Source organism: Pseudomonas sp. GD03903, from assembly GCF_029840045.1.
Taxonomy (GTDB): Bacteria; Pseudomonadota; Gammaproteobacteria; order Pseudomonadales; family Pseudomonadaceae; genus Pseudomonas; species Pseudomonas pseudonitroreducens.
The window spans coordinates 1-13,775 of record NZ_JAOCBT010000028.1 but is presented as its reverse complement, the minus strand read 5'-3'; the positions used below and the strand labels follow the sequence as shown (position 1 = coordinate 13,775).

General features: G+C 67.7%; 18 protein-coding genes and 1 pseudogene. 6 read left to right on the top strand and 13 right to left on the bottom strand.

Going from position 1 to position 13,775, the window contains the following annotated elements:
* Window positions 1–140 precede the first annotated feature (140 nt).
* Window positions 141–800, top strand: a complete 660-nt coding sequence (locus N5C91_RS28755) for a LysE family translocator (protein WP_279833743.1) — start codon at window positions 141–143, stop codon at window positions 798–800.
* Between the two features lie 61 nt (window positions 801–861).
* Window positions 862–1,749, top strand: coding sequence for a PhzF family phenazine biosynthesis protein (locus tag N5C91_RS28750; protein ID WP_279833741.1), 888 nt, complete (start codon window positions 862–864; stop codon window positions 1,747–1,749).
* Between the two features lie 103 nt (window positions 1,750–1,852).
* On the opposite strand, the gene N5C91_RS28745 is transcribed toward N5C91_RS28750, so the two are convergent.
* The 5 genes from N5C91_RS28745 to N5C91_RS28725 are packed head-to-tail and all read right to left on the bottom strand — an operon-like array spanning window position 1,853 to window position 5,427.
* Window positions 1,853–2,761 (bottom strand): LysR substrate-binding domain-containing protein, encoded by a 909-nt coding sequence (locus N5C91_RS28745; protein WP_029578113.1) that lies wholly within the window; start codon window positions 2,759–2,761, stop codon window positions 1,853–1,855.
* 37 nt (window positions 2,762–2,798) lie between these two features.
* On the bottom strand, window positions 2,799–3,074 hold the full coding sequence (locus N5C91_RS28740) for a cytoplasmic protein (RefSeq protein ID WP_279833740.1): 276 nt from the start codon (window positions 3,072–3,074) through the stop codon (window positions 2,799–2,801).
* A complete protein-coding gene (locus tag N5C91_RS28735; protein ID WP_279833736.1) occupies window positions 3,071–3,913 on the bottom strand; it encodes a PfkB family carbohydrate kinase in 843 nt (280 codons plus the stop codon). Before N5C91_RS28735 ends, N5C91_RS28740 begins: the two co-directional genes overlap by 4 nt.
* Window positions 3,914–4,627, bottom strand: a complete 714-nt coding sequence (locus N5C91_RS28730) for a glutamine amidotransferase (RefSeq protein WP_124086416.1) — start codon at window positions 4,625–4,627, stop codon at window positions 3,914–3,916.
* The gene (locus N5C91_RS28725; protein ID WP_021205431.1) at window positions 4,624–5,427 is read right to left on the bottom strand and encodes a YggS family pyridoxal phosphate-dependent enzyme; all 804 of its coding nucleotides are present in this window, start codon (window positions 5,425–5,427) and stop codon (window positions 4,624–4,626) included. The genes N5C91_RS28730 and N5C91_RS28725 overlap by 4 nt, the downstream gene beginning before the upstream one ends.
* A gap of 70 nt (window positions 5,428–5,497) precedes the next feature.
* On the opposite strand from N5C91_RS28725, the gene ptsJ reads away from it, so the two are divergent.
* Window positions 5,498–6,799 carry a transcriptional regulator PtsJ gene (gene ptsJ / locus N5C91_RS28720; protein ID WP_029578116.1) on the top strand — a complete coding sequence of 434 codons (1,302 nt, stop codon included), beginning with the start codon at window positions 5,498–5,500 and terminating at the stop codon, window positions 6,797–6,799.
* A 65-nt stretch (window positions 6,800–6,864) separates the two neighbouring features.
* Here ptsJ and ilvE read toward each other — a convergent pair whose 3' ends face one another.
* Window positions 6,865–7,842 carry a branched-chain-amino-acid transaminase gene (gene ilvE / locus N5C91_RS28715; protein ID WP_009463302.1) on the bottom strand — a complete coding sequence of 326 codons (978 nt, stop codon included), beginning with the start codon at window positions 7,840–7,842 and terminating at the stop codon, window positions 6,865–6,867.
* Between the two features lie 181 nt (window positions 7,843–8,023).
* Here ilvE and N5C91_RS28710 point away from each other — a divergent pair, with 181 nt between their 5' ends.
* From N5C91_RS28710 to N5C91_RS28700, 3 genes are read left to right on the top strand one after another with little or no spacing between them, the layout of a single operon-like run.
* On the top strand, window positions 8,024–8,938 hold the full coding sequence (locus tag N5C91_RS28710; RefSeq protein ID WP_029578117.1) for a LysR substrate-binding domain-containing protein: 915 nt from the start codon (window positions 8,024–8,026) through the stop codon (window positions 8,936–8,938).
* Window positions 8,939–8,944: 6 nt separating this feature from the next.
* Window positions 8,945–9,448, top strand: a complete 504-nt coding sequence (locus N5C91_RS28705; protein ID WP_052151668.1) for a GNAT family N-acetyltransferase — start codon at window positions 8,945–8,947, stop codon at window positions 9,446–9,448.
* Window positions 9,449–9,452: 4 nt separating this feature from the next.
* Complete coding sequence (locus tag N5C91_RS28700) at window positions 9,453–10,022, top strand: peroxiredoxin (RefSeq protein ID WP_279833727.1); 570 nt, start codon at window positions 9,453–9,455, stop codon at window positions 10,020–10,022.
* 62 nt (window positions 10,023–10,084) lie between these two features.
* Here N5C91_RS28700 and N5C91_RS28695 read toward each other — a convergent pair whose 3' ends face one another.
* From N5C91_RS28695 to N5C91_RS28665, 7 genes and pseudogenes are all read right to left on the bottom strand, one after another.
* Entirely contained in the window at window positions 10,085–10,222 is a 138-nt protein-coding gene (locus N5C91_RS28695) for a hypothetical protein (protein ID WP_176392680.1), read from the bottom strand.
* Window positions 10,219–11,463 (bottom strand): MFS transporter, encoded by a 1,245-nt coding sequence (locus N5C91_RS28690; protein ID WP_169518324.1) that lies wholly within the window; start codon window positions 11,461–11,463, stop codon window positions 10,219–10,221. The genes N5C91_RS28695 and N5C91_RS28690 overlap by 4 nt, the downstream gene beginning before the upstream one ends.
* The gene (locus N5C91_RS28685) at window positions 11,460–12,422 is read right to left on the bottom strand and encodes an alpha/beta fold hydrolase (protein ID WP_256161612.1); all 963 of its coding nucleotides are present in this window, start codon (window positions 12,420–12,422) and stop codon (window positions 11,460–11,462) included. The genes N5C91_RS28690 and N5C91_RS28685 overlap by 4 nt, the downstream gene beginning before the upstream one ends.
* Window positions 12,415–12,714 carry a DUF1330 domain-containing protein gene (locus N5C91_RS28680; RefSeq protein WP_024889585.1) on the bottom strand — a complete coding sequence of 100 codons (300 nt, stop codon included), beginning with the start codon at window positions 12,712–12,714 and terminating at the stop codon, window positions 12,415–12,417. The genes N5C91_RS28685 and N5C91_RS28680 overlap by 8 nt, the downstream gene beginning before the upstream one ends.
* The gene (locus N5C91_RS28675; protein ID WP_124086410.1) at window positions 12,711–13,112 is read right to left on the bottom strand and encodes a cupin domain-containing protein; all 402 of its coding nucleotides are present in this window, start codon (window positions 13,110–13,112) and stop codon (window positions 12,711–12,713) included. The genes N5C91_RS28680 and N5C91_RS28675 overlap by 4 nt, the downstream gene beginning before the upstream one ends.
* Window positions 13,109–13,501, bottom strand: a complete 393-nt coding sequence (locus N5C91_RS28670) for a nuclear transport factor 2 family protein (RefSeq protein WP_279833709.1) — start codon at window positions 13,499–13,501, stop codon at window positions 13,109–13,111. Before N5C91_RS28670 ends, N5C91_RS28675 begins: the two co-directional genes overlap by 4 nt.
* 4 nt (window positions 13,502–13,505) lie before the next feature.
* A pseudogene (locus N5C91_RS28665) lies at window positions 13,506–13,775 on the bottom strand (LysE family translocator); the annotation flags it as partial.

Sequence of the window (13,775 nt, the reverse complement as noted above, 5' to 3'; positions counted from 1 at the left end):
CTTAAGACCGATGCGTCGAATTGCCGAGTGAGAAGGTCTCAGCAAGCGTCGAGAAAAGCTCAATGGTCAGCTCGAATGGCCTTGGCTATCGTCGAAGTGCACTTCCTTCACAACCGACGAAGAAGCCCCCCGAGTTCGCCATGTCCGATATCCCGCTCCTGATTTCCTACGTCCTGGCGGCCTGGCTGTCCATCCTTACGCCCGGCCCGGCCATCCTGCTGGCGATGCGCAATGGCGCTCGCCAGGGCGTGGTCGCGAGCCTGTGGTCGACGCTGGGCAACATGTTGGGGTTGCTCGTGGTTTCCGCGGCGGCCGCGTGGGGCGTCGGCCTGTTCCTGCTTGCATCCGCCCACGCGATGACCGCACTGCGGCTGGCCGGCGCCGCCTACCTGGCGTACCTCGGTCTTCGCCTGCTTGTGCAGGGCAGACACACACGGCCGCCGGACGCTGGTGCCCATGACGCAGGGCCGGTGCAGGCCTTCGCGCTGGCGAAGGAAGGATTCCTGGTGGCGACATCCAATCCGAAGTCGATCCTCTTCTTCACCGCCTTCTTCCCCCAGTTCATCCGGGCCGACCAGGCGCTCATCCCTCAGTTCATGGGCCTGACCGCGATCTTCGTGATCCTCAGCGGCGCCACCTTGACCGGCTATGCCGCCATTGCAAGCCGGGTGCGGGGAGCATTGAGCACTTCCGTCTGGCGCCGGCGCTGCACGCGCTTGGCGGGCATCGGCTTCCTCGGATTCGCCGCATGGATTCTTTTGTGGAGACCGTCGAGCGGCGCCAAGGCCCTGGCCGCGTGATTCATTCCCGGCCACGCGCACGCAACCGAGCACAGGCGGTGCGACCGAACCTGGAGAAGCGATGAACAAATCCTTCCTGCAAGTCGATGTGTTCACGAGCCAGCCGCTCAGGGGCAACCCGGCTGCCGTCGTGTTCGATGCCGACGACCTCGATGCGCGGACCATGCAGCGGATCGCGCGCGAGATGAACCTGTCCGAGACGGTCTTCGTGCTGTCCCCGGAATCGCCCGACACCGACTATCGGGTGCGCATCTTCACGCCCTCCAGCGAGCTGCCGTTCGCGGGGCACCCCACCATCGCCACTGCGAGCGCGGTGCGTGCGCACCGTGGCGATCTGGTCGATGCAAGTCTGCTGCGGCAGGCCTGCGGCATCGGCATCGTGCCTGTCGAAGTCGTTCCGACCGAGGGCTCGCCGATCTACTGGATGACCCAGGCCAGCCCGCAGTTCCGCAACACGGCCATCGGTCCTGGGGAAATGTCGGCCCTGCTGGGCTGCGATGCGAACATGCTGGCCGCGATGCCGGTAGAAGTCGTCTCCACCGGCATCCCGTGGCTGATCGCCGAGCTGCGCAGCGTCGCCGCCCTGGCGTCGCTGCGTCCCAACCTGCCTCGCATCGCCGAACGCTGCCGCGCATCGGGTGCCGTCGGCGTGACCGTCTTTGCCGAGCACGAGGCCGACGCGCCGGTACGCTTGCGCCTGCGCACGTTTGCGCCAGGCGAAGGCGTGGCCGAGGACCCCGTCTGCGGGTCTGGAAACGGGTGTGTCGCGGCATTCCTGGCAAGGCACCGGCACGCATCGGCTCTCCAGGGTGGCTACCTTGCGGAGCAAGGCATCGAGATGGGACGCGATGGCCTGATCCACGTCGAATGGACCCGAAACGGCGACGAATTGACGGTGCGCGTCGGTGGCCAGGCCGTGACCGTCGCCAGCGGCACCCTGCATCTGTAGACGCGGCGGCACGTTCAGCCGCTCGGTCGCCCATGGCTTGCCATGGCACCTGCGCGGCGTCCCCGACGAAGGTCTGCGCTGCGAGGAACGCGGTTGCCCAGGGCTAGATCGGATCGACGGCGGGACTGTCGTCGCGCGAGAGCATGGCGCGTTCGATGAAGTGCTGCAGCGGTTCCGAGGGCTCACTGTCCGGCCGCAACAAGTAGGTGGTCATGCATGCCGACGGGTCCGACAGGGGCCGCGCAATGACCTCGGGATGACGGCAGACCGAAATCTGCGCCGCCGTGGCGAAACCCAGTCCGTAGCCCGCGGCCACCAGCGTCAGCATCAATTCCAGTGTCGCGACCCGCTCTGCGATCCGGGGCTGGATGGCGGCCGTCCGGAGCAGCCGTTTGATCTGCCGGTACGCACCCTCGCAGGTTTCCGGGTGGCACTTGATCAGGGGATAGCGCAGCAGTTCATCCAGAGGGACCTGCCTGAAGGCCAGCAAAGGATGGCGCGTCGGAATGGCCACCAGGATGGGATCGGACCAGACCGCCTCGCACAGGATGCCCTCTCCAGCCTCGTCAGACTGCGCAAACCCGGCATCGAAAGTGTCGTCGCGCAACCCGCGCACTTGCGATGCGAGCGGCGTCTCGAACAGGCGGATTTCCACATCGGGCTCCTCCTCCCGGCACAGGGCCAGGAGTGCCGCGAGGCGTGTCTGCGCGATACCGTCCGACAGCGCGAGGCGCAGCATGCCGCGATAGCCCGTGGCGGCGGCCCGGACGTTGGTTCGTGCCTGTTCCAGCACCGCGAACACGCGGCGGGCATCTTCCAGCAGGACCTGGCCCGCCCAGGTGAGCTGGGTGCCGCGCCGATTGCGCTCGAACAGCGTGGCGCCGAGGTCAGACTCCAGCTCCCGGATGGTGCGCGACAGCGGAGACTGCTCGATATGGAGCCGCACCGCCGCACGCGTGAAGTGCAGTTCCTCGGCCACTGCCACGAAACAGCGCAGGTGTCGCAGCTCCATCGCGCCACCTACGCGTACATGAGGCCGGGAGCTTGATTCACGCGAGCGGCTCCTCGGGCGCCGTGCCAGACAGCAGCGCCGTGATCGGCAAGGGTTGGAACAAGAGCTCGCGGCCGAGGACCTTCAGGCTGCCAGGACCGCTTTCGAGCAATCGGCGCTCTTCGCGCGCGACGAACAGTTCGGTGCGATAGCCATCGCATTCGGGAAGTCGCTGTAGCAGGTCGCGGATCGCGTCGCCCGCCCAGGGCGTTTCGCTGTCGAACTGACCCAGCAGCCGGCCATGCCGGGAAATCACGAGGCGGTAGGCATTCATGGCCGGACGCTCCCGGCCATAGCGTGGATGGCCATTTCCTCCCAGCCCAGGCGCCGGGTGCGGGTCAGTTGCTCGGCGGTTTCGCCGCAGGCGCGCTCGACGGCCTGAGGCATCTCTATGCCAAGCAGGCAATGGCCGGTCAGGCGCGCGGCGAAGTAGTCGCCGGCCCCTTTCACCACGCAGGGCACGTGGGGATGCTCGAAGAGGCGCGATACCCCCTCTCGCGTCTCCAGCAGCGTCTGGACGACGGCGCTTTCAGGATCATCCTGGACACTGGTCACCACCACCCATTGGGTGGGGCCGCGCAACAGCGCACGGGCAGCCTCGCGGCAATCCGCCAGACCCTGCAGCGTTCTGCCGGTGACCTGTTCCAGCTCGAACCGATTGGGGACGAGGCCGTGGGCTTCTGGAATCAGCAGCGTGCGCCAGGCCTCGGCCATGCCAGCCGCCGCATACACGCCTTGGTCGTAGTCGCCAATGACCGGATCCAGGTGCAGGCGCAGTTGCGGGTGGCGCTCGCGCATCGTCGACCACCAGGATGCGAGGATCCGTGCCTGCGACGGCGCGCCGAGGAAGCCGACCTGCACAACGCGAGCGCACGCGGGGATGCCGCGCGCCTCCAGGTCATCCAACCAGCCAGCGAACCACGCGTCGGGCACCGCACCGCCATGGACCGAGGGATAGTGCGGGGTGTTGCTGAGCAGCGCGGTCGGCACCGCGGTCGTAAGCAGCCCGCAGACTTCCAACGCGGGAATCGCCGCGTTGTTGCCGACCCGCCCGTAGACCACCTGGGACTGGATGCTGATGACATCGATGGGCACAGGTTGGGTCACCGTCATTCAGGACGCCCCCCCCGTGTCCTGCTGCCGGTCCAGCCACGCGCCGATCGTGCGGTGGGCCGCAGCCTTCAGCGTTGCCCCATGCCGCTCGGCATCCGCGCGCAGCGTGCGCGGATCGACGCCGGCCTGGCCCAGCTCGCAGCAATGGCCGACCAGCCAGCGTTCGATTCGGCTGGCATCGGCTTCCAGGTGGAACTGCAGACCCAGCACCCGGTTGCCGACCGCGTAGGCCTGCTGCACGCAGCTTTCGGTGCTCGCCAGCAGTTCACTGCCCTCAGGCAGCTCGAAGCGGTCGCCGTGCCAATGCAGCACCGGCACGCCGGCCAGCGGTGCCAGCACCGAGCGGCGGCCCGCATCCGTCAGCGTCAGCGCGCCGAAGCCGATCTCCTTGAAGCCCATGGGGGCGACGGCGGCGCCGAGCAGGCGCGCGATCAATTGCGCGCCCAAACAAATGCCGAGCAGCGGCCGGCCGCTGGCCAAGCGCCGTTCGAGCAGACGCAGTTCGTCGGCAAGAAAGGGATAGGCCCGCTCGTCGAAGGCGCCGATCGGCCCACCCAGTGCAATGAGAAGATCGCTTGCCGCGGCCTCCTCACCGGCCAGGTCGTCCGTCGCGGGGTCGAGGTAGCGCACGTCGAATCCACGCTCGCGCAGCAGCGGTTCGAGCGTGCCGAGGTCTTCGAAATGGATGTGGCGCAGGGCCAGGGCGGTCTTCATGCGGTCTGCTCCGATGCGGTCGATGTCGCAGCCCGGTCGTCGTCGGGCCAGTAATGGCTGTCCGGCGTCGCGCGAGCGCCAAAGATGGCCTGGCCGACGCGCACGACGGTGGCGCCTTCCTCAATGGCCAGCTCGAAGTCGCCGGACATCCCCATCGACAGTTCGTCCATGCCGATGCCCGCCGGCGCCTCCTGGCGCAGCCGATCACGCAGTTCGCGCAACAGCACGAAGCAGGGACGGACCCGCGCCGGATCGGCCGACAGCAGCGCCAGTGTCATCAGGCCTCGCACGCGCAGGGTGGAGAAGCCCGGCAGCGCCCGGACGAAGCCGGCCACCTCGGAAGGCGGCAAGCCGAACTTGCTGGCCTCGCCCGAGGTGTTGACCTGCACGAACACATCCAGTGCGCGCCCTTCGGCTTGCAGGCGACGGTCCAGCGCCTCCGCCACACGCAGGCTGTCCAGGGCCTGGAACTCGCTGGCGAAGCGTGCCACGACCTTGGCCTTGTTGGTCTGCAGGTGGCCGATGACCGACCAGCGCAGGTCGGCGAGATCCACCATCGCTTCGGCCTTGCGCTGCGCCTCCTGCACCTTGTTCTCACCCAGGTCGCGGCAGCCGGCGGCGTAAGCCAGACGGATGCGCTCCTCCGGCACGGTCTTGCTGACCGGCAGCAGGCGCACATCGGACGGATCGCGTCCCGCGCGGGAGCAGGCATCGGCGATGCGCCGATGCACCGCCGCCAGATTGCGCCGAAAGTCCTCGACGCTGTGTGCGGTGGGCCAGGGATGCGTCTGCGCGTTCATGGACAAGGGGTTCTCCGTGCTGCTAACATTGTCATAGGACAAAATATACATTGTCACGGGACAAACGGGAATGGCAGAAAAGACCGCATCGGACATCTTTGAGCGCATTCGCCGCGAGGCACATGCGGGCCAGCTTGCCGCGGGCCAGACACTGCCGTCCGTGCGCGAGATGGCCGATCAACTGGGCGTCAACCGCAACACGGTCGCCGCCGCGTACCGGAAGCTGGTGGCCGCAGGCATTGCCGAGACGCTGGGGCGCAACGGAACGGTGATCCGGCCAGCGGCGCGTCTCGGTGAGCAGGAGGGCCTGCAGCCCGGCTCGGCGCTGGCGGATCTGGCCAGCGGCAATCCGGACCCGGCCTGGCTGCCCGATCCATTGCAGGCGCTGGCAGCCAGCGGCTACCGGCCCGCGCTGTATGGCCAGCCTGTACTCGACCCAGCACTCGAACGGCTGGCGCGGCAGTGGTTCGGAGCGGATCTCCGGGAGGGTGACGGTCTGGTGCTGGCGCATGGTGCGGTCGATGCGATCGAGCGTCTGTTGGCTGCCTACCTCGTCGCCGGCGACAAGGTGGCGGTGGAGGACCCGTGCTTCCTCGGCAGCCTCAACATCCTGCACAGCACGGGCCTGGCAGCGGTGCCCGTGGCCATGGATGCGCACGGCATGCGCCCGCAGGCGCTGGAAGCGGCGCTGGCCAATGGCGCCCAGGCGGTGCTGTGCACACCAAGGGCGCAAAACCCCACCGGCTGCGGCCTGAGCGAGCAGCGCGCCCGCGAACTGCGCCGCGTGCTCGCCCGCCATCCGCACGTGCTGGTGATCGAGGACGACCACTTCGCCTTGCTGGCCGAGACGCCGTACTTCTCTATCGCGCCCGCGGCCACCACGCGGCGGGCGCTGGTGCGCTCCGTGTCCAAGGGCTTCGGCCCGGACCTGCGGCTGGCCTTCATCGCTACCGATGCGGGGACCGCCGCAAGGCTCGGCATGCGACTGGCTCCCGGCACGACCTGGGTCAGCCACCTGCTGCAGGCGGCCGTGCGCGGCCTGCTCGGATCCGACGCGGCCACGGCGCGCCTGCATGCGGCCAAGACCGCCTACGCCATGCGTCGCAAGGCCCTGATCGATGCACTCGGCGCCGTGGGCATCGCCGCCAGGCAGCCCTGCGACGGGTTCAATGTGTGGATTCCGTTGCCGGAAGACCGTGACGTTCACCGCACCGCGCAAAGCCTCGCACGCTGCGGCTGGGCCGTGCGAACCGGCGATGCCTTCGCGATCGCGCCCGCGGCCCCCGCGCTGCGAGTCACGGTCTCGACGCTCGAACCCGGGGACGCGGCGCGCTTTGCCGCGCAACTGCGCGACTGTCTGGGGCGTGTATGAAGCCAGTCTGCATGGCATCGTGCCTGTCCTCTCGCGGGTCCGTCTGCGTACCGGTCCATGGCGCGCTACGGCGCCTGCAAGGCGGAGGCGACGCGAGCGGGCCACGGGCGCCGTTCCAACAAGCCGGTCTCCCGTTCCCGCAGCGTCCGGCCGACCTGGCTCGCCTCGGTCACGGACGCGCGAAAGTCCCGGATCAGTTGTCGCGTCACCGGCCCCACGGGCCATTCGGTGGTCGCCGCATCCTCGACCAGCGCCACCACCGGCTGCAGTTCGACCGAGGTGCCGGCGGTGAATACCTCGGAGGCGGCGCGCAGTTCGTCCAGCGTCACGGTCCGCTCCTCGACCCGCAGCCCGCGCTGGCGCGCCAGTCCCATCACGTGCCGCTTGGTGATGCCGTCGAGGAAGCAGGTCGGCAATGGGGTCACCAGCACCCCGTCATGGACCATCAACAGGTTGGTTGCCGTGGTCTCGGCGACCCGGCCTTCGCTGTCGAGCAGCAGTGCGTCGTCGCAGCCCGCCGCTGCGGCGGCATGGCGCGCAAGGGTACCGATCATGTACAGCCCCGAGCACTTGGCCGCGGTGGGTGCGGTGTCAGGACGGGGACGCCGCCAACTCGCCAGCTGCAGCCGGATGCCTTCCTCGGCGCGGCCCTGGGACGCCGCCGTGGGCCAGTCCCAGGCCGCGATCGCCACGTGGATGCGGGCGCGCGGCGAAGCGATGGAAACACTCTCCGCGCCGCGCCAGGCCACCGGGCGGATGTAGGCGTCGTCGAGCTGGTTGGCCCACAGCACCGCCTCGATGGCCTGTGTCAGTTCGCCTTGCGACCACGGCAGGTGGTAGTCCAGCAGCGCGGCGGACTGCTGGAAGCGTTCCAGGTGAGGCGCATTGAGGAAGACATGACCGCCATAGGCGCGCATGCCCTCGAAGACGGCCCCGCCCATATGCAGCGCATGCGTGAGCACGTGCAGGCGCGCCTCGCGCCAGGGCAGCAGCTCGCCATCGAGCCAGATCAGGCCATCGCGATCGTCAAGGGAATTGAGCATGGTGCGCACCGCTGTACAGGTTGTCGATGGCGTAAGTGTGCGGCCGGTTCGCCGTCGGCACGAGTGAGCAAATCTCAGACGATGCTGAGTTTTGGTCCTCGTGTCGGCGAGCGTGGAGACGACGATTTCCGGTTTAATGAGTCCATGAACGACCAATGACTTCCAGGAGGGTGAATCCCCCATGCGCATCCCTGTCCCGTTGAATGCCTTGCGCGCCTTCGAGGCTGCGGCGCGCCATCTCTCGATCAAGGACGCGGCCCTGGAACTGGCGGTCACCCCCTCGGCGGTCAGCCACCAGTTGCGCACGCTGGAGGACATGCTCGGCGTCGAACTGCTGCGCCGCATCGGTACGCGGCTGGAATTGACCAGCGCCGGCCGCCGGCTGGCACCTAGCCTCAACGAGGGTTTCGCCCTGATCGCCGAGGGCGTGAGCAGCTTGCGCGAGGAGCGGCGCGACGGGCCCCTGCGCGTGAACATGCTGCCGACCTTCGCGACCAACTGGCTGTCGCCCCGCCTGAGCCTGTATCCGTTCGAGCGGCGCGGCTTCTCGCTGGACATCTCCACCACGCAGGACGACGTGGATCTGGCCGCCGGCGTGGCCGATGCCGGCATCTGGTATGGCGACGGCCAGTGGGCCGGCCTGCAGGCCGACCTGTTGTTCGAGGCCACCATCGATCTGTACGCGCGCCCGGGCTTTGCCACCGGCTCGCGCCGGGAACGCCTCAAGCAGGTCGCGCGCGCCAACCTGTTCGTTTCGCGGCATTGCCTCACTTGGCAGCGCTGGATGGACAGCCTGCCCGGCGGGCCGTTCGAGCCGGCTGTCGTGACCCGCGTGGATTCGGGCGGCCTGACGATGCAGGCGGCCGCCGATGGGGCTGGCGTGTCGATCGCCGTCTGCGAACTGGCCGAGAGTGCCGTCCGGCTCGGACGCCTGGCCTCGGTCTTCGACCACCCCGTGAGCGCGGGTGTCGGCTTTTGGCTCGTCTATCCCGAGGCGCTATCCGAGGATCGACGGCTGGACAACCTGCGCGGCTGGCTGCGCGAGCAATGTCAGTCGGAAAGCGGAACTCGGAACCCAGAAGCGCGGACAGCATAGACACGTATGAATACCGCATATCCGAAAGACCAGAAAGCACCGCCGGATGACGATGTGACGCTTCGACGGCTCGTTGCCCATGAAGCCGTTGCGCTTGCCTCCCTGCTGGCCGCCTATGGCGACGAGATGCGCCACGGGCAAGGCGCCGGGGCGAATGCACTGGCTCATGCCAATGCCTTGATCGCCGATCCGATCGCGGAAGTGCTGGGTGGCTTTCTCGGCGACGAACTCGTCGCCTTCGCAGTGTTCTTCGATCTGCCCGAGGCGATCTCCGGAGGGCGGTCGGGCCAGCTCGACGACCTGTACGTCCTGCCCGCCGCGCGCGGAAAACGACTCGCTCAGCGGCTCATCGCGGCCATCGCCGATACCGGTCGATCACGCGCCTGGATCCATCTGCGCTGGCTGGTCCCCGAGGACAACCCCGATGCCATCCGGGCCTACGCGCGCTTCGCCGAACCCGCCGGCTGGAAGAGCTACGTGCTTTGGCTGGCCGGTAGCGAGCGGTGGTGAAGCCATGAATAACCTGCAGCAGGTCGATTGGTCGCGTCTTCCGCAGCCGGAGGATGATGGCGGCGCCCGCCACCTCGCGGGCATGCGCCTGCCCACGCTTGAACTGGCATCGTCGGATGGTGGCCGTGTCGACCCTTCGCGCCTGCGCGGACGCACGGTGCTTTATCTCTTCCCGATGACGGGCCGGCCGGATATCGCACTGCCTCCAGGCTGGGACGAGATTCCAGGAGCACGGGGCTGCACCCCGCAATCCTGTGCCTTCAGGGATCATTTCGCCGAACTGAAGTCCTTGGGCGTCGCCCAATTGTTCGGCGTGTCGACGCAGGACACCGCGTACCAATGCGAGGCGGTGGCGCGCCTCCACCTGCCTTTCCCGTTGCTGTCCGATAACCGCCTTTCATTCGCAACCGCGCTCGGTCTGCCGGTCTTCGAGGTGCAAGGCCTGGCACTGCTCAAGCGACTGACCCTGATTGCGCGCGATGGCGTGATCGAGCATGTGTTCTATCCTGTGTTCCCGCCGGACCGGAATGCCGACGATGTCGTCGCATGGTTGAGGCAACGGCCAGCCACTTGACCTTGGCCAGTCAGCGACACGATCAGCGCTCATGGTCGTGCGAAGTTCTCGTCAGGTCCCGCTCACCCGCAGAAGGACCACTGCTCCAACCACACCCACAGCAGTTCCATCGACAGCCAGGCGCGGAACACCAGCACGCCCGCAGCCAGCAGCACAGCCAGCGGTGCCCAGCGCCTGAACCATTCGCGGTCTTGCCTCATGAAGTCGCCAACCGTGGATCGGCGCGAACGATGGTCCTGTCGTCGATCGGCCAGTGCAGAACCGTCGCCAGCAGGCCCAGCGCAATCGCCAGCAGCCAGATGCTCAGGTACGACCCAGTTGCCTCGAACATGCGGCCACCAAGCCAGACACCGAAGAATGATCCCAACTGGTGGCCGAAGAAGACGAAACCGAACAATGTGGTGATGTAGCGCACGCCGAAGATCTGAGACACCAGGCCATTGGTCAGCGGAACCGTCCCGAGCCAGAGGAACCCCATCACTGCAGCGAACAGGTAAACGCCCCATGTGCTGAGCGGCAGCAGGACGAACAGGGCCATCGCCACCGTGCGCGCCAGGTACAGGCCTGCAAGCAGGTACTTCCTGCGCAGCGTGCCACCCCAAAGCCCCAGCAGGTAGGTGCCGGCCACATTGGTCAGCGCAATGATCGCCAGCGCGGCGACGGCATCGGTAGCGGCCAGGCCCCGGTCCAGCAGGTAGGCTGGGAGGTGCGTGGCGATGAAGGCGAGTTGGAAGCCACAGGCCAGGAAGCCCAGGTTCAGCAGCCAGAAGCCGCGGTGGCGGAAGGCTTCACCGATCGCCGCCTTCATCGACAGCTCCGTGCCGACCACCGCGTTCGAGATGCTTGCGTCGCGCATCGGGAACGCCAGCGGCAGCAGCAACGCCATGACCACTGACAGAATCAGCAGCGCACCCGTCCAGGCCCAACCGCCGATCAAGGCCTGCGCAACCGGGACCATGGCGAACTGCCCGAGGCCACCGATGGCGCCGGCCAGCCCCAGTGCCCAACTGCGGCGCTCAGCCTGCACGAGGCGGCTGAGCGCGCCGTAGATCGCACCGAATGCCGTGCCCGACAGCGCGATGCCGACGCACACGCCAGCGCCCAGAACAAAGGCCACGTGGCTGTGCGCCTGAACCATGAAGAAAAGCCCCAGCGCATAGAACACGAGCCCGCCCGCGATGACCTTGGCCGAACCGTAGCGGTCGGCAATCATCCCGGTGAAGGGTTGGGCGAGACCCCAGGTCAGGTTCTGCACCGCCATCGCGAAACCGAACATTTCGCGCGACCAACCGCGATCCATCGTCACCGGCAGCAGAAACAAGCCTTGCACGTGCCGCACACCGAGGGCCAAACCCATGATCAGTCCGCCGGCCAGGATCGGAATCCAGAGCGATCGGCGCTCGTTTGCCGATGCTGTCGAGGGGGCGAGGTTCGTGTTCATGTCGTGGCTCCCGCTGCTTGCGGATCGTCCGCAGGTCGATGCTTCAGTACGCCGAGGGGGCGGGTTGGTGGCTCGCCGGTACGCAACCAGTCCAGCGCCAGGGGCCACAGCGCCTCGCGGAAGCGCTCGTGGAAGAAGGCGAAATGGCCGATTTCGGCCTGCTCGATGGCCGCGGGAGCCAAGCGCAGGTGATGACGCTCGCTGCCGGTGTAGTAATCCAGCAGGCGGTCCAGCGCCGGGACCGTGCCGAACGGATCGTCCTCGATGCCCAGCGCCAGGATCGGTGCGCGCACCTGGCCGAAGCGCCGTGCCAGCATTTCGGCTTCGGGCTCGCCTTCCAGTGTCTCCCGACCTCGGCGCACCGTGCCCTCGAAGCGGGGACCCATGCGTGCCCAGTCCAGTGCCACGCCCTTGGGCGTGTCCTCCATCCATCCCAGGCGCTTGGCTGGCACGTAGCCAAGCACCCGCGCCAGCAGCGGCATGGCCACGTGCCAGCGCAGGAACATGGCGCGGCGTGCGGCGGGCGCATAGTCGCGCCAGTAGGCGTACTGCGCCCCCATGGTGAAGATGCGCCGCACGCGGTGTGCGGACGCGGCCAGCCCGATCACGAAGCCCCCAGCGGAGTGGCCGACCACGTCGATCGGCTGGCCGGGGAATCGCCAGGCGAGGTACTGCAGCACACCCTCGAAATCGTGCTGCCCCCAGTCGATCCAGTCGGCCTGCAGCCGACGCAGCCCACGGTGTCGCGATTCGCCGATGCCGCGGTAGTCGTAGGTCACCACGTCCCATCCGTGGCTGTGGAGCCAGTCGGCAAAGCGCCCGTAGTACCGGCAGCGCACCGAGGTGGCAGCGTTGATGACCGCGACCGGATGCGGGCGTCGTGGATCGCAGGGGCGGCGCCAGGCGAATCCACCCAGTGCATAGCCGTCGGCGGCGCGAATGTCGATGGGCTCAGTCATTCACAGCGAGACCCTGGACCAGCAGCACCACGGCCTGCGCGCCGGCCATGCGATCCTGGGCAATGCGTTGGTACTCGTCCGATTCCGCCCAGTCATGGAAGGCGGCTTCGTCGGGAAAGGACATGAGCACGAGCTTCTGGTGCGGCCAGGTGCCTTCGATGGTGCGAGGCTGCTCGTCCGCGGCCAGCAGACGTCCCCGGTGGTGGCGGAACACCTCCATGAAGCGCGCCTGGTAGCGGTCGTAGGCGGTCCGGTCGTGGATGGTGAGTTGGGCAATGGCGAAAACGGTCATGACGCAGGCTCCGAGTCGCGATGGCGATCCGGTTCGGCGGCCGAGGTCGATTCGATGCGGTCGCCCTGCGTGCTGGGGCTGGAGAACACCAGAAAATTCACGTCCTCGTCGCCACCATTGGCGGCGATGTGGCGAGTGCCGGCCGGGACATGCACGCCTTGACGGGCTGCCAGCAGCACGTCCTGGTCGGGCGTGCTCAGGCGCAGGTGGCCACTGAGCACGTAGAAGAACTGGTGCGCCCTGGCGTGCCAGTGGGGTGCTTCGGCGCCGCCTGCGGGCATCCATTCCTGCCGCACCTGCATGTGTTGCAGTTCCAGCAGTCGCCAGCCCAGGCAGACCCCACCCCAGTCATAGCGGTTGCCGTCGTCGGTCCGGACGGCGCGCAGCAGTGCTGTCATGGCGTGTCCTCCTCGGCGGGGACGCCGTGCAGAGCCTCGCCATGGACCTGCCGCCCGTTCTCGAAGCGCATGATCTCGCACATGCGCGTGCGCTTGCCGCAGGCCTGCGCCACGTAATGGACGACGACGGTCTGCGCCTCGACATCGCAGATGGCCGAGATGAGTTCGAACCGCAGGTCCGGCCTGTCGGCGAGCGCGGCCAGCCAGTAGCGGCGCAGCGCGTCCCTGCCTTGTACCCGCGTGCCACCGGTATAGGGCTGGGCCAGCGCGCTCACGAACAGTGCATCGTCGGCGTAGGCGGCCAGCACCGCCGGCACGTCGCGCCGGTTCCAGTCGTCGATCCAGGCCAGCGCATGGGCCCGGAGTTGATCATGAGAGAGTGTCGTCATGGCATCACATCCAGAAGAGAAGAACGGTCAGGGCGGCCAGGGTCGCCATCGCACGATTGACCACGCGAGCGACGGCGCGGTCGCGCAGCCAGGGCCGCAGGCCGGCGCCGAAGGCGGCCCAGACCAGCATGCAGGGCAGTCCGATGGCGGCGAACACCAGGCTGACCACCAGCAGGCGCAGTGCGTAGCCTTCGCCCGGCGGCAGGAAGGTGGACACCACCGTCACCGAGATCAGCCAGGCCTTCGGATTGACGAACTGGAAGGCCAACGCCTG

Excerpts from the sequence above, each read along its gene's own strand:
- N5C91_RS28755 (WP_279833743.1), top strand. The coding sequence starts at position 141 with ATGTCCGATATCCCGCTCCTGATTTCCTACGTCCTGGCGGCCTGGCTG.
- N5C91_RS28750 (WP_279833741.1), top strand. The coding sequence starts at position 862 with ATGAACAAATCCTTCCTGCAAGTCGATGTGTTCACGAGCCAGCCGCTC.
- N5C91_RS28745 (WP_029578113.1), bottom strand. The coding sequence starts at position 2,761 with ATGGAGCTGCGACACCTGCGCTGTTTCGTGGCAGTGGCCGAGGAACTG.
- N5C91_RS28740 (WP_279833740.1), bottom strand. The coding sequence starts at position 3,074 with ATGAATGCCTACCGCCTCGTGATTTCCCGGCATGGCCGGCTGCTGGGT.
- N5C91_RS28735 (WP_279833736.1), bottom strand. The coding sequence starts at position 3,913 with ATGACGGTGACCCAACCTGTGCCCATCGATGTCATCAGCATCCAGTCC.
- N5C91_RS28730 (WP_124086416.1), bottom strand. The coding sequence starts at position 4,627 with ATGAAGACCGCCCTGGCCCTGCGCCACATCCATTTCGAAGACCTCGGC.
- N5C91_RS28725 (WP_021205431.1), bottom strand. The coding sequence starts at position 5,427 with ATGAACGCGCAGACGCATCCCTGGCCCACCGCACACAGCGTCGAGGAC.
- ptsJ (WP_029578116.1), top strand. The coding sequence starts at position 5,498 with ATGGCAGAAAAGACCGCATCGGACATCTTTGAGCGCATTCGCCGCGAG.
- ilvE (WP_009463302.1), bottom strand. The coding sequence starts at position 7,842 with ATGCTCAATTCCCTTGACGATCGCGATGGCCTGATCTGGCTCGATGGC.
- N5C91_RS28710 (WP_029578117.1), top strand. The coding sequence starts at position 8,024 with ATGCGCATCCCTGTCCCGTTGAATGCCTTGCGCGCCTTCGAGGCTGCG.
- N5C91_RS28705 (WP_052151668.1), top strand. The coding sequence starts at position 8,945 with ATGAATACCGCATATCCGAAAGACCAGAAAGCACCGCCGGATGACGAT.
- N5C91_RS28700 (WP_279833727.1), top strand. The coding sequence starts at position 9,453 with ATGAATAACCTGCAGCAGGTCGATTGGTCGCGTCTTCCGCAGCCGGAG.
- N5C91_RS28695 (WP_176392680.1), bottom strand. The coding sequence starts at position 10,222 with ATGAGGCAAGACCGCGAATGGTTCAGGCGCTGGGCACCGCTGGCTGTG.
- N5C91_RS28690 (WP_169518324.1), bottom strand. The coding sequence starts at position 11,463 with ATGAACACGAACCTCGCCCCCTCGACAGCATCGGCAAACGAGCGCCGA.
- N5C91_RS28685 (WP_256161612.1), bottom strand. The coding sequence starts at position 12,422 with ATGACTGAGCCCATCGACATTCGCGCCGCCGACGGCTATGCACTGGGT.
- N5C91_RS28680 (WP_024889585.1), bottom strand. The coding sequence starts at position 12,714 with ATGACCGTTTTCGCCATTGCCCAACTCACCATCCACGACCGGACCGCC.
- N5C91_RS28675 (WP_124086410.1), bottom strand. The coding sequence starts at position 13,112 with ATGACAGCACTGCTGCGCGCCGTCCGGACCGACGACGGCAACCGCTAT.
- N5C91_RS28670 (WP_279833709.1), bottom strand. The coding sequence starts at position 13,501 with ATGACGACACTCTCTCATGATCAACTCCGGGCCCATGCGCTGGCCTGG.